Origin of the sequence: Agromyces cerinus subsp. cerinus (assembly GCF_900142065.1) — a bacterium.
Classification (GTDB): domain Bacteria; phylum Actinomycetota; class Actinomycetes; order Actinomycetales; family Microbacteriaceae; genus Agromyces; species Agromyces cerinus.
In genome coordinates, this window is sequence record NZ_FSRJ01000001.1 from 845340 (window position 1) to 857597 (window position 12258).

The window sequence follows — 12258 nt, forward strand, 5'->3', positions numbered from 1 at the left end:
TTCAGGTCGCGAGGCGCGGCGAATCCGCGACGAGCTGCGCCGTGTACGGATGCCCCGGCTGCGTGAACACCCGCCCGGCATCGCCGGACTCGACGATCCGGCCGGCCCGCATGACCGCGACATGGTCGGCCATGTGGTGCACGACGCCGAGGTCATGGGAGATGAACAGGAGGGCGAGTCCGCGTTCACGCTGGATGTCGTCGAGCAGGTCGAGGATCTGCGCCTGGATCGTGACGTCGAGCGCGGAGACGGGCTCGTCGCAGATCAGGAGCTCGGGCGACCCGGCGAGGGCTCGGGCGATCGCCACTCGTTGCCGCTGGCCACCCGACAGCGTCATGGGCTTCCTATCTGCGACGGATGCCGCAAGCCCGACCTGGTCGAGGAGTACGGCGACGACGGGAGCGGTGGGGCCGGCGGACACGTCGCTCGTGCCCGCTTCCCGCGCACCGCGCACCGCATCGGCGAGCAGGCGTCCGACGTTCCATCGCGGGTCGAAGGAGCCGAGCGGGTCCTGGTAGATCGCGCCGATCCGATGGCGCGTCGGGCGCCGCTGCCGCTCGTCCAGCGCCGACCACTCCTCGCCGTCGAAGCGCACCGAGCCGCTGTCGGGCGTCGTGAGGGCGAGGGCGAGGCGGGCGACCGTCGTCTTGCCCGAGCCGGATTCGCCGACGAGGCCGAGCGTCTCGCCTCGATGCAGCGAGAGCGAGACGTCGTCGACCGCGGTGAAGCGTCCGCCCGGCACGGCGAAGGTCTTCGTCAGGTGGGAGAGTTCGAGCAGCGGGGTCGTGCGGATGGCGGGATCGTGTGATGGACGCAGCGGCGATGAGATCGTCGGCAGCGCACCCGACTGCGTCGCCGGCCGCATCGGCGTTGCGGACAGTCGCACTCCGCGAGGGACCTCGGCCGGCACCGCCGCGATGAGCGATCTCGTGTAGTCCTCCCGCGGCGCCTCCAGCACTTCGCCGGTCGAGCCCTGCTCGATGATCCGTCCCTCGCGCATGACGAGGATGCGGTCGGCCATGCGCGACACGACGGCCAGGTCGTGGCTGATGAGGAGCACTCCCGTGCCGCGTTCGCGGATCTCATCGAGCAGAGCGAGGATCCGCGCCTGCACGGTGACGTCGAGCGCAGTGGTCGGCTCGTCGGCGATGAGGAGCGGCGGATCGAGCGCGATGGCCGCGGCGATGAGCGCTCGCTGGCGAAGCCCGCCCGAGAGCTCGCCGGAACGCCGACGAACGGCACTCACCGGGTCGGGCATGCCGACGTCGGCGAGGAGTCGCAGTACTCGGGCCCGACGCTCGGACGCGGGAAGCCGCAGATGGATCCGGAGCGGGTCCTCGATCTCGCGACCCACAGTGCGGAGCGGATCGAGCGAGCCGAGGGCATCCTGCAGGATGAGTCCCGCCCGACGCCCTCGCTCACGTCGCCACTCGCGTTCGCTCGCCGCGCCCAGATCGAGGCCGTCGATGCGCAGGTGCTCCGCTGAAGTCCGTGAATCGGCGCCCGCCATGCCGAGCAGTGCGCGAGCCGTCACCGACTTGCCCGAGCCGGATTCGCCGACGATGGCGACGCACTCGCCGGGCATGATCGTGAGGTCGATGCCGTGCACGACGTCGGTACCGCCGAAACCGACGCGCAGCTGGGCGACCTCGAGCGCGGGCGCGGGCGTGTTCGTCATCGCTCGCCCCGTCCGCGACGGGTGAGTGCGCGGCCGAGCACCGTCGTGGCGATGGTCGTGCCGACGATCATGAGCCCGGGGAACACCGTCATCCACCATGCGGTCGCGAGGTAGGTGCGGCCGGCGGCGAGCATCGCACCCCACTCCGCGGCCGGGGGCTGGGCGCCGAGCCCGAGATAGCTGAGGGCGGCGGCCCAGACGATCGCCTGCCCGATGCCGAGTGTCGCGAGCACGAAGATCGGGATGAGCGCGTTCGGCAGCACGTGCCGAGAGAGGATGCGTGCGGGGGAGCGGCCGAGCACCCGTGCCGCTTCGACGTACTGGGATGAGCGGATCGCGACGAGCTGGCCACGGATGATCCGGGCGTAGCCCGGTGCTGTGGAGAGGCCGACCGCGACCGTTGCGGTGACGGGGCCGGGACCGTACACGACGATGACGAGCAGTGCGAGGAGGAGCCCGGGGAAGGCGAAGAGCACCTCGACGAGCCGGTTGACGCCGAAGTCGACGATCCGCCCGCCGAAGCTCGCCAGCACGCCGAGCACGAGCCCGAGCGCGAGGCCGATCGCGGTCGCAGAGATCCCGATGAGGAGTGAGGTGGCGGTGCCCGCGACGACGCGGCTGTAGATGTCGCGACCCGATTCGTCGGTGCCGAACCAATGCGCGGGCGACGGCGACTGGAACGCGTCGACGGGGGAGATCGCGTTGGGATCCTGTGTCGCGACGAGTTCGGGCGCGACGGTCGCCGCGAGGAGGAAGAGCACGAACGCCCCCGCGACCAGGGTGCCGGTCCGCGGCATCCGACCTCTGCGCCGGGCGGGGGCATGCGCCGCAGCCGAGACCGCTGTGGCCTGCTGGAGTTCGAGATCGCTCATCGGCCCGACTCCTGACGCAACCGAGGGTCGGCGATGCGCGCGGCGAGATCGGTCAGAACGGTCATGAGCACGTAGACGAGCGCGACCAGCAGCACCACTCCCGTGACGACCGGGATGTCCCGGAGCGTCACCGCCTGCAGCAGGGTGCGACCGAGCCCGGGCATCGCGAAGATCGTCTCGACGACGACCGCCCCCGAGAGCAGCCAGCCGAGCGCCCAGCCCGACAGGCTGATGGCCGGGAGGGATGCGTGCCGGATCGTGTGGCGCACACGCAGGCCGACGGCACTCTCGCCGCGGGCACGCGCGGACACGACGAAGGGCTGCTGCATCGCGTCGAGGAGACTGTCGCGCATGACCTGGGCCAGGAATCCCGCGAGCGGGATCGCGAGCGTCACGACGGGCAGCACGAACCCGGCGGGAGTACCGGTGGCGACCGGCGGCAGCCAGTCCAGCGCCACGCTGAAGACCGCGATGAGCACGGCGGCGAGCCAGAAGTGCGGCAGCGCAGCGGTCGTGATCTCGATGCCCTCGCCGACGGCGCTCGCGATCCTGCCCCGTCCGGTCGACCAGATCGCGAGACCGAGCGCCAGCACCCATGCGAGCACCAGGGAGAGGGCGGAGAGGAGCAGTGTGCCGCCGAGCTGGGCCGCGAGCAGGTCGGCGACGGGGAGCTTGAGGGCGTACGACACTCCGAGATCGCCCGTGAGCAGACGACCGAGCATCGCGAAGTACTGCACGATGAGCGGCTGGTCGAGCCCGTAGTCGCTCCGGACCTGATCGAGCGCCTCCTGGGACGCCTGCGACCCGGGGCCGCCGAGGATCGCCTGCGCCGGATCGCCGGGGATCAGCCGGATCGCGAAGAAGGTCAGCGTTGCCACCGCCCACAGCACGAACACCGCGCCGGCCACGAGCAGGCCGGCGCGGCGAAGGGTCGCACCGCCGAAGGAGCGGCGCTGCTCAGTCGGCGAGCCAGGCGTCATAGAACGTCGGCGTCGAGACGGTCGGCATCGCGCGGGCCCCCTGTACGGACGTGCTGAGCAGGAAGCTGTTCTGCTGGTCGTACAGCGGCAGCAGATAGTACCCGCCGAGGATCAACTGCTGCGCGCGCTCGTAGAGCTCGGCGCGGGAGTCGGCGTCGCTCGTCGACGCGGCGTCGGTGAGGAGCGAGTCGACCTCGGGGTCGTCGAGCTGGGCGAGGTTCGCGAAGTATCCGCTCGGCGCCGGCGTGATGCTGTCGGAGTGGTACAGGATGCGCAGGACGTCGGGGCCGACCTTGGTATACGGGGCGCTCACGATCTCGTACTCGTGCGCCGCGAGCGCGCCGTACCAGCTCGAGAGGTCGAGGAGCTCGATCACGACGTCGAAGCCGGCTTCCCCGGCCGTCGCCTGGACCTGCTCGAAGAGCGACTGCTCGGCAGGGATCGACTGGTTCGTGCTCACCGGGAAGCGCAGCGTCAACCGCACGCCGTCCTTCACGCGATAGCCGTCGGCGTCGCGCTCCGTCCATCCGGCTTCATCGAGGAGCGCATTCGCCCGATCGAGGTCGTGCTCGAACAGCGCGTCGTCGGAGTATGCGACGGCTTCGACCGAGGAAAGGGGCGAGTACGACCGCTCCGCCGTGCCGAAGAAGAGCGAATCGATGCCGTCGTCGACCTCGACCGCACGGATGAACGCCTCGCGCACGCGCTCGTCGTCGAACGGGGCCTGGCCCGAGTTGAGCTCGATGCGGTTCGCGGCGCCGGGGCGCGGTGCGTCGAGCCAGGTGAGTGCGTCGTTCGACTTCGCGGCCGCGATGGTGTCGGGCTGGGGGTTGTCGATGACGTCGACCTGGCCGCCCTGCAGTGCCGCGTACCGCGATGCGGCGTCGGGGACGAAGCGCCAGTCGATCGCGTCGAGGTATGCCGGCCCCTCGTGCGCCGCATCGGCGGGCGGGGAGGTGTAGTCGTCGTTGCGTACGAGCGACACGCGATCCTGCTTGACCCACTCGTCGACGACGAAGGGGCCGGTGCCGATGGGCGCCTGGCAGTTCTCGTCCATGCCGCGGGCGAGACCTGCGGGCGATTCGATGGCGAGCCACGGCTGGCTGAGGGACTCGAGCAGGGCGCTGTCGGGCGAGCTCATCACGAACCGGGCGACCTGGTCGCTGACGACGTCGACGCGGTCGACCTTGCCGAGCGCGAGGTAGCCCGTCGACGACTGGGTCGCCGGGTCCTTCAGGTGCTCGACGTTGACCTTCACCGCTTCGGCGTCGAGCGGCGTCCCGTCAGTGAAGGCGACGTCGTCGCGAAGGGTGAACTCCCAAGTGAGGCCGTCGTCGGCGGCCGTCCACGATTCCGCGAGCCAGGGGATGATCTCGCCCGAGTCGTCGCGCGAGACGAGCGATTCGAGGAACTGGCCGGCGAGCAGGGCCTGCGGGTAGTTGCCGCCGACGTGCGGGTCGAGGCAGGTCGGTTCGGCGTCGCCGCTGGCGTAGCTGAGCGTGCCGCCCGACACCGGTTCGCCGGATGCCTCGGGCGCGGCTGCCTGGCAGCCGGCGAGTGCGATCGTCGAGACGACGGCGATGCCGGCGATGCCGAGCCTGCGCACGTTCGGGGAGGTGGTCACGGGTGCAGCACGCATCGAGGTCCTTGTGGTGGGGAGCTGGGCGGGCTCGCATCGGCGTGGCCCGAACTCATCCTGACATCGGCATGCGGCCCCGACAAGCAAGTTGTTCGCATTCAAATAGAACAATAGACTTTGAGCATGCTGATCCGGCTCGACCAGACCCTCGACGCACCGCTCTTCGAGCAGCTCGCATCGGGCCTGCGCGCCTCGATCATCGACGGGCGGCTCTCGGGCGGCGAACGCCTGCCGGCCGCGCGCGAGCTGGCAGAATCGCTCGGCGTCAACGTGCACACGGTGCTGCGCGCCTACCACCGGCTGCGCGACGAGCGCCTCATCGAGCTGCACCGCGGCCGGGGAGCGGTCGTCGCCGTGCGCATCGGCGGGCATGCCGCGCTCGCGGGCGCCGTGTACGACCTCGTCGACGAGGCGAAGAACCACGAACTGCCCGAGGCCGCACTGCTGGCGCTCATCAGCGAGGCGTACCGCTCGGCGCCCCGGGCCTCGGGCGTGCTCCGGCCCATGCCGACGCGGTAGTCTTGACGGCAACGATGTTGAGCCGGCCGGTGGTCGGCGCTGCAATCGTGAAGCAGTTCGACGTCGATCCGGCCATCACCGGGGAGTCTTCGGAAGAACCCGGGCGGGCGCCACGCGGCATCCGCTCGGCAGTAGAACCGAACGGTTCGGCCCGTCACCGCCGGCAATGAGGGGCGAGTCGGTCGCAAGGCGCGACTCGCAAGCGAGGTGGTACCGCGGCGGCGCTCGATCGAGCACCGGCGTCCTCGTGAGAGCATCCGTCCCCGCAAGGAGCGAGCGTGTACCCCCGTACCCCAGACGACCACGGTGTCGCCCCCTCACCCGAGTTCCCCGCCGTCGAGCGCGACGTGCTGGCCTTCTGGAAGGCCGACGACACGTTCCAGGCCTCGATCGACCAGCGCGAGGGCGCTCCCGAGTGGGTCTTCTACGACGGCCCGCCGTTCGCCAACGGCCTGCCGCACTACGGGCACCTCCTGACCGGCTACGCGAAGGACCTGTTCCCGCGGTTCCAGACCATGCGCGGCAAGCAGGTGCACCGCCGCTTCGGCTGGGACACCCACGGACTGCCTGCTGAACTCGAGGCCGAGCGCCAGCTCGGCATCACCGACAAGAGCGAGATCGAGGAGATGGGCATCGCGGCCTTCAACCAGGCCGCTCGCGACGCCGTGCTCCGCTACACCAAGGAGTGGCAGGAGTACGTCACCCGCCAGGCGCGCTGGGTCGACTTCGAGCACGACTACAAGACGCTCGACGTGACCTTCATGGAGAGCGTCATCTGGGCGTTCAAGACGCTGCACGAGAAGGGCCTCGCCTACGAGGGCTACCGCGTGCTGCCGTACTGCTGGCGCGACCAGACGCCGCTCTCGAACCACGAGCTGCGCATGGACGACGACGTCTACAAGATGCGTCAGGACCAGACCGTCACGGTCACGTTCCCGCTCGTCGGCGCGAAGGCCGAGTCGCTCGGGCTCACGGCCGTGCGCGCCCTCGCCTGGACGACGACGCCGTGGACCCTCCCGACGAACTTCGCCCTCGCGGTCGGACCCGACATCGAGTACGCCGTCGTGCCCGCCGGCCCGAACGGCACGCCCGACGCGACCGTGCTGCGCGAAGAGGTCGGCACAGCCGAGACCGGCGCCGTGCCATCCGACACCGAGGTGCTCGGCGGCGAGTACCTGCTCGCGATCGACCTCGTCGGCAACTACGCCAAGGAGCTCGGCTACGACTCGGCCGACGACGCGCGGGCCGCCGTCTCGCGCACCGTTCGCGGCCGCGAGCTCGAGGGCGTGGCCTACGACCGGCTGTTCGACTACTATGCCGACGTCGAGGAGTACGGCCTGCAGAACGCCTGGCGCATCCTCGTCGCCGACTACGTCACGACCGAGGACGGCACCGGCATCGTGCACCAGGCCCCCGCCTACGGTGAAGAGGACCAGAAGATCTCCGAGGCCGCCGGCATCCCGGTGATCATCTCGCTCGACGAGGGCGGCCGGTTCCTGCCGGCGGTGACGGATGTCGCGGGGCTGCTGTGGAGCGATGCGAACAAGCCGCTCACCCAGCTGCTGAAGGCCGAGGGGCGCCTGCTCCGCCAGGCGAGCTACGAGCACTCGTACCCGCACTGCTGGCGCTGCCGGAACCCCCTCATCTACAAGGCAGTCTCGAGCTGGTTCATCCGCGTGCCCGAGTTCCGCGACCGCATGGGCGACCTCAATCAAGACATCAACTGGGTGCCCGACAACGTGAAGGACGGCCAGTTCGGCAAGTGGGTCGCGGGCGCCCGTGACTGGTCGATCAGCCGCAACCGCTACTGGGGCTCGCCGATCCCGGTGTGGAAGAGCGACGACCCCGAGTACCCGCGCATCGACGTGTACGGCTCGCTCGAGGAGCTGCAGCGCGACTTCGGCCGCCTGCCGGTGAACCCCGACGGCGAGCCCGACCTGCACCGCCCGTACATCGACGACCTCGTGCGGCCGAACCCCGACGACCCCACCGGCCGCTCGACGATGCGCCGCATCCCCGACATCTTCGACGTGTGGTTCGACTCGGGCTCGATGCCCTTCGCGCAGGTGCACTACCCGTTCGAGAACCAGGAGTGGTTCGACAGCCACAACCCCGCCGACTTCATCGTCGAGTACATCGGCCAGACGCGCGGCTGGTTCTACGTGATGCACGTGCTCTCGACCGCGCTGTTCGACCGTCGCGCGTTCTCGAACGTCGTGAGCCACGGCATCGTGCTCGGCAGCGACGGCCAGAAGATGTCGAAGTCGCTGCGCAACTACCCCGACGTCTCCGAGGTGTTCGAACGCGACGGGTCCGACGCGATGCGCTGGTTCCTGATGTCGAGCTCGGTGCTGCGCGGCGGCAATCTGATCGTCACCGAGGAGGGCATCCGCGAGGGCGTGCGGCAGTTCATGCTGCCGCTCTGGAGCACCTGGTACTTCTTCTCGCTCTACGCCAACTCAGCGTGCGAAGGCGGCTACGAGGCATCCGCTCGCACCGACTCGACGGACGTGCTCGACCGCTACCTGCTCGCCAAGCTCGGCGAGCTCGTCACCGAGGTGACCGCCGACTTCGAGGCGTTCGACTCGCCGCTCGCCGCCGCGAAGCTGCGCGACTTCGGCGACGTGCTGACGAACTGGTACGTGCGCCGCTCGCGCGACCGCTTCTGGGCGGGCGTCGGCGAAGACGGCTCCGGCAGCGAGGCGTTCGACACGCTGTACACGGTGCTCGAGACCCTCACGCGACTCTCGGCTCCGCTGCTGCCGCTCGTCTCCGAGCAGATCTGGCGCGGCCTCACCGGCGGTCGCAGCGTGCACCTGGCCGACTGGCCCGATGCGGCGGCCTTCCCGGTCGACCACGACCTCGTCGCCGCGATGGACTCGGTGCGCGAGATCAGCTCCGCCGCGCTCTCGCTGCGCAAGCAGTCGGGTCGGCGTGTGCGGCTCCCGCTCGCTCGCCTCACGGTCGTCGCGACGGATGCCGCAGCGCTCGCGCCGTTCGAGGCGATCCTGCGCGACGAGCTCAACGTCAAGGCCGTCGACCTCGTGACGCTCGACGCCTCGAGCGCAGAGCGGTTCGGGGTCACGAAGCGCCTCACCGTCAACGCGCGGGCCGCGGGCCCCCGCCTCGGCAAGACCGTGCAGCAGGCGATCCAGGCCGCCCGTTCGGGCGACTGGAGCGTCGACGGCGACTCGGTCGTCGCCGGCGGCATCGCGCTCGAGACCGGGGAGTACGACCTCGTGCTCGAGGCCGGCGGCTCGGGCGACGGGGCGAGCGCCCTCGCGCTGCTCGCCGACGGCGGATTCGTGATCCTCGACACGGCGACGACTCCCGAGCTCGAGGCCGAGGGCCTCGCGCGAGACGTCGTGCGCGCCGTGCAGGAGTCGCGCAAGGCGGCCGGCCTCGAGGTCGGCGACCGCATCCGGCTGACGCTGGCGCTCGACGAGGCCGGAGCGGCGGCGGCCGAGCGGCATCGCGAGCTCATCGCGGGCGAGACGCTCGCGACCGAACTGACCGTGATCGCGACGGACCCCGGCGACGAGGCGAAGGCCGTCGGCGAATCCTCGCGACTGACCGTGGAGGTGGCGAAGGCATGACCGACGAACTCGACTACGCCGACGCGGCCGACGCCGTGTACCGGAGCCTGCTCGAACGGGTCGGCGAAGCCGCCCCCGAACGGCGGCTCGACGCGACGCGACGCGCCGTGGAGATCCTCGGCGACCCGCACCGCGCCGCGCCCGTGATCCACATCACCGGCACGAACGGCAAGACCTCGACGAGCCGCATGATCGAGTCGATCCTGCGCGCCGGGGGCCTGCGTACGGGCCTCATGACGAGCCCGCACCTCGAGCGGTTCACCGAACGCATCCTCATCGACGGCGTGCCCGTCTCCGACGAGGCGGTCGCCCGCAACTGGGAGGAGATCGAGCCGTTCATCGCCATCGTCGACGCCGAGCTCGACGCGGCAGGCACGCCCCGGCTGACCTTCTTCGAGACGCTCACGGCGCTCGCGTTCGCGTGCTTCGCCGACGCCCCGGTCGACGTCGTCGTGCTCGAGGTCGGCATGGGCGGGGAGTGGGACTCGACGAACGTGGCCGACGGTCAGGTCGCCGTGTTCACGCCGATCGACCTCGATCACGAGTCGGCCCTCGGTACCACGATCGAAGAGATCGCGCGCACGAAGGCCGGCATCATCAAGCCCGAGGCGGCCGTCGTCACGGCGTTCCAGTCGCCCGAGGCGCTGACGGTGCTGCGCGACGCCGCGACCGAGCAGGGCGGCACCTTCGCCGTCGAGGGCGGCGCCTTCGCCGTGCTCGACTCGCGCGTCGCCGTCGGAGGCCAGCTCATCTCGGTGAAGGGACTCGCGGGGGAGTACCGCGATCTCGCGCTGCCGCTCTTCGGGCGGCATCAGGCCGAGAACGCCGCCGTTGCCATCGCCGCGGTCGAGTCCTTCCTCGGCGCCGGCACGATGCGCATGGCCGACGAGGTGCTGCAGCATGGCCTCGGCGCGGTGACCTCGCCCGGGCGCCTGCAGATGGTGGGCACCGAGCCGCCCGTGCTCGTCGACGCCGCACACAACCCGCACGGAGCGCGCGCGCTCGTCGCGGCCCTCGACGAGTACTTCGACTTCGACGAGGTCGTTGCGGTCGTCGGCGTGCTGCGCGACAAGGATGCGAAGGGCATCATCACGGCGCTCGACGGCGCCGTCGAGCGGTTCAACATCACGACCTCGTCGTCGGAGCGCTCGATCCCCGTCGACGAGCTCGCCCTCGCCGCCGTCGGCTGGAGCAACGAAGACAAGGTGTTCCAGTACGACGACCTCCTCGACGCACTCGACGACGCGCGGAAGTGGGCGGCAGAGGCGCCGAAGCGCGCCGTCGTCGTGACGGGTTCGATCGTGCTCGTGGGCGAGGCCATCGCCATCGCCGCAGACCGTGAATGGGGACGCTCGTGAGCGACTCGACGTCCATGCCCGAACCCGACGACACCGCGGCCGCGGCATCCGGCGCGACCGCGGCTGACGCGCCCGTCGCGCCCCTGCGCTCCATCCGGCAGAGCCTCGGCGCCATCGTGCTCGGCTTCGAGGTCATCGTCGTGTTCCTCGCCGCCCTCGTCATCTGGGGACTCGCGCAGGGCGGCGTCGAGGGCTCCCTGCCGTCGTGGGTCGCCCTCGCGGCCGGCGGTGTCATCATCCTCGCCCTGATCGTGACGATCGGGCTCCTGCGATACAGCTGGGCGTACACGCTCGGCTGGGTCATCCAGGTGCTCATCCTCGCGTCGGGCTTCCTCAACCCCGCGATGTTCGTCGTGGGTGCGCTCTTCGGTGGCATGTGGTGGTACTGCATGGTGACCGGCGCACGAATCGACCGAGAACGAGCGGCCGCGGCCGCGCAATGGAAGGAACAGCAATGACCACCCCCATCGAAGAGACTCTCGTGCTCGTCAAGCCCGACGGCGTCGCACGCAACCTCACCGGCGAGATCCTCCGCCGCATCGAGGCCAAGGGGTACTCGCTCGTCGACATCCGCCTCGTGCAGCCCGACCGCGAGCTGCTCGCCCGCCACTACGCCGAGCACGAGGGCAAGCCCTTCTACGAGCCGCTCATCGAGTTCATGGAGTCGGGCGCGATCGTCGCCATGCGCGTCGCCGGCAACCGCGTGATCGAGGGCTTCCGCGTCCTCGCGGGCACCACCGACCCCACGACGGCGGCACCCGGCACGATCCGCGGCGACTTCGGCCGCGACTGGGGCCTGAAGGTGCAGCAGAACCTCGTGCACGGTTCCGACTCGGTCGAGTCGGCCGAGCGCGAGCTCGCCCTCTGGTTCTGAGGCTTCGCACGTCGACGAGGCGAATCGCTTCGCAGCGCTGAACGGATGTCGCGGCGCCCGGGTCACCCGGGCGCCGCGACATCCGTGTCTCAGCTGAAGGCGTTCCTCAGGTCGAGGACCACGCGCGGGATCGCGTCCATCTGCGCCTGTGCGAGCAGCACGACCACGACGTAGCAGACGATCGTGATGAGCGGCACCCACCCGAACCAGGCGCCCGCGATGCGGCGGACACGTGCCGATGCGGGAATATGCCCCTCGCGGAGGTTGTACAGCGTCAGCGCCCAGAAGGTGGGGATCGTGACCGCCCAGGTGAGCATGCACCAGGGGCAGAGCACGTCGAGCACGTAGATGCTCTGGTAGATGAGCCAGCCGACGAACACCAGCGCGCCGGCGACACCGACGTTGAACGCCGCCCAGAACCAGCGTGCGAACGTCGCACCGGCGAGGATGGCGACGGCGATGGTAATGACCACGGGCCACGCCATCAGTCCGATGAACGGGTTCGGGAATCCGAACACGCCGCCCTGCCACGACGCGAGGTTGGTGCTGCACCCGACCAGCACCCCCACATTGCATCCGGGGATGTGCGACGGATCGCTGAGCGAGAGCACCTTCTCGATCGAGAGCTCGAACGCTGCGAGGAGGCCGAGGCCCCCGGCGATCAGCAGGAAGACGGCGAGGCCGACGGGTCGGGAACGGGTGGGCGAGTCCGGCATGCTCGGATTATGGCATGCCGATTCCG

At 70.2% G+C, this 12258-nt stretch carries 10 protein-coding genes; 5 read left to right on the forward strand and 5 right to left on the reverse strand.

Annotation, left to right across the window (positions count from 1 at the left end; all coding sequences use genetic code 11):
* Position 1 precedes the first annotated feature (1 nt).
* From BUR99_RS03790 to BUR99_RS03805, 4 genes are read right to left on the reverse strand one after another with little or no spacing between them, the layout of a single operon-like run.
* Complete coding sequence (locus BUR99_RS03790) at positions 2–1678, reverse strand: dipeptide ABC transporter ATP-binding protein (protein WP_074258981.1); 1677 nt, start codon at positions 1676–1678, stop codon at positions 2–4.
* Positions 1675–2550: an ABC transporter permease gene (locus tag BUR99_RS03795; RefSeq protein WP_074258982.1), complete on the reverse strand. Its 876-nt coding sequence runs from the start codon at positions 2548–2550 to the stop codon at positions 1675–1677. Before BUR99_RS03795 ends, BUR99_RS03790 begins: the two co-directional genes overlap by 4 nt.
* Complete coding sequence (locus BUR99_RS03800) at positions 2547–3530, reverse strand: ABC transporter permease (protein WP_074258983.1); 984 nt, start codon at positions 3528–3530, stop codon at positions 2547–2549. The genes BUR99_RS03795 and BUR99_RS03800 overlap by 4 nt, the downstream gene beginning before the upstream one ends.
* Positions 3508–5169 (reverse strand): ABC transporter substrate-binding protein, encoded by a 1662-nt coding sequence (locus BUR99_RS03805; protein ID WP_084183560.1) that lies wholly within the window; start codon positions 5167–5169, stop codon positions 3508–3510. Before BUR99_RS03805 ends, BUR99_RS03800 begins: the two co-directional genes overlap by 23 nt.
* A 123-nt stretch (positions 5170–5292) precedes the next feature.
* Here BUR99_RS03805 and BUR99_RS03810 point away from each other — a divergent pair, with 123 nt between their 5' ends.
* The 5 genes from BUR99_RS03810 (at position 5293) to ndk (ending at position 11516) form a co-directional block, all read left to right on the forward strand.
* Positions 5293–5688, forward strand: coding sequence for a GntR family transcriptional regulator (locus tag BUR99_RS03810; protein WP_074258985.1), 396 nt, complete (start codon positions 5293–5295; stop codon positions 5686–5688).
* Positions 5689–5966: 278 nt separating this feature from the next.
* Positions 5967–9284, forward strand: a complete 3318-nt coding sequence (ileS, locus tag BUR99_RS03815; protein WP_074258986.1) for an isoleucine--tRNA ligase — start codon at positions 5967–5969, stop codon at positions 9282–9284.
* Positions 9281–10642: a bifunctional folylpolyglutamate synthase/dihydrofolate synthase gene (locus BUR99_RS03820; protein WP_074258987.1), complete on the forward strand. Its 1362-nt coding sequence runs from the start codon at positions 9281–9283 to the stop codon at positions 10640–10642. The genes ileS and BUR99_RS03820 overlap by 4 nt, the downstream gene beginning before the upstream one ends.
* Entirely contained in the window at positions 10639–11100 is a 462-nt protein-coding gene (locus tag BUR99_RS03825; RefSeq protein ID WP_234980723.1) for a DUF4233 domain-containing protein, read from the forward strand. Before BUR99_RS03820 ends, BUR99_RS03825 begins: the two co-directional genes overlap by 4 nt.
* On the forward strand, positions 11097–11516 hold the full coding sequence (ndk, locus tag BUR99_RS03830; RefSeq protein WP_074258988.1) for a nucleoside-diphosphate kinase: 420 nt from the start codon (positions 11097–11099) through the stop codon (positions 11514–11516). Before BUR99_RS03825 ends, ndk begins: the two co-directional genes overlap by 4 nt.
* Positions 11517–11605: 89 nt before the next feature.
* Here ndk and BUR99_RS03835 read toward each other — a convergent pair whose 3' ends face one another.
* Positions 11606–12232, reverse strand: a complete 627-nt coding sequence (locus BUR99_RS03835) for a vitamin K epoxide reductase family protein (RefSeq protein WP_074258989.1) — start codon at positions 12230–12232, stop codon at positions 11606–11608.
* Between the last annotated feature and the right edge of the window lie 26 nt (positions 12233–12258).

Bases quoted from the DNA above. Each gene is read 5' to 3' on its own strand.
- BUR99_RS03805 (WP_084183560.1), bottom strand. From the start codon at position 5,169: ATGCGTGCTGCACCCGTGACCACCTCCCCGAACGTGCGCAGGCTCGGC.
- BUR99_RS03790 (WP_074258981.1), bottom strand. From the start codon at position 1,678: ATGACGAACACGCCCGCGCCCGCGCTCGAGGTCGCCCAGCTGCGCGTC.
- BUR99_RS03820 (WP_074258987.1), top strand. From the start codon at position 9,281: ATGACCGACGAACTCGACTACGCCGACGCGGCCGACGCCGTGTACCGG.
- BUR99_RS03810 (WP_074258985.1), top strand. From the start codon at position 5,293: ATGCTGATCCGGCTCGACCAGACCCTCGACGCACCGCTCTTCGAGCAG.
- BUR99_RS03795 (WP_074258982.1), bottom strand. From the start codon at position 2,550: ATGAGCGATCTCGAACTCCAGCAGGCCACAGCGGTCTCGGCTGCGGCG.
- BUR99_RS03800 (WP_074258983.1), bottom strand. From the start codon at position 3,530: ATGACGCCTGGCTCGCCGACTGAGCAGCGCCGCTCCTTCGGCGGTGCG.
- ndk (WP_074258988.1), top strand. From the start codon at position 11,097: ATGACCACCCCCATCGAAGAGACTCTCGTGCTCGTCAAGCCCGACGGC.
- BUR99_RS03835 (WP_074258989.1), bottom strand. From the start codon at position 12,232: ATGCCGGACTCGCCCACCCGTTCCCGACCCGTCGGCCTCGCCGTCTTC.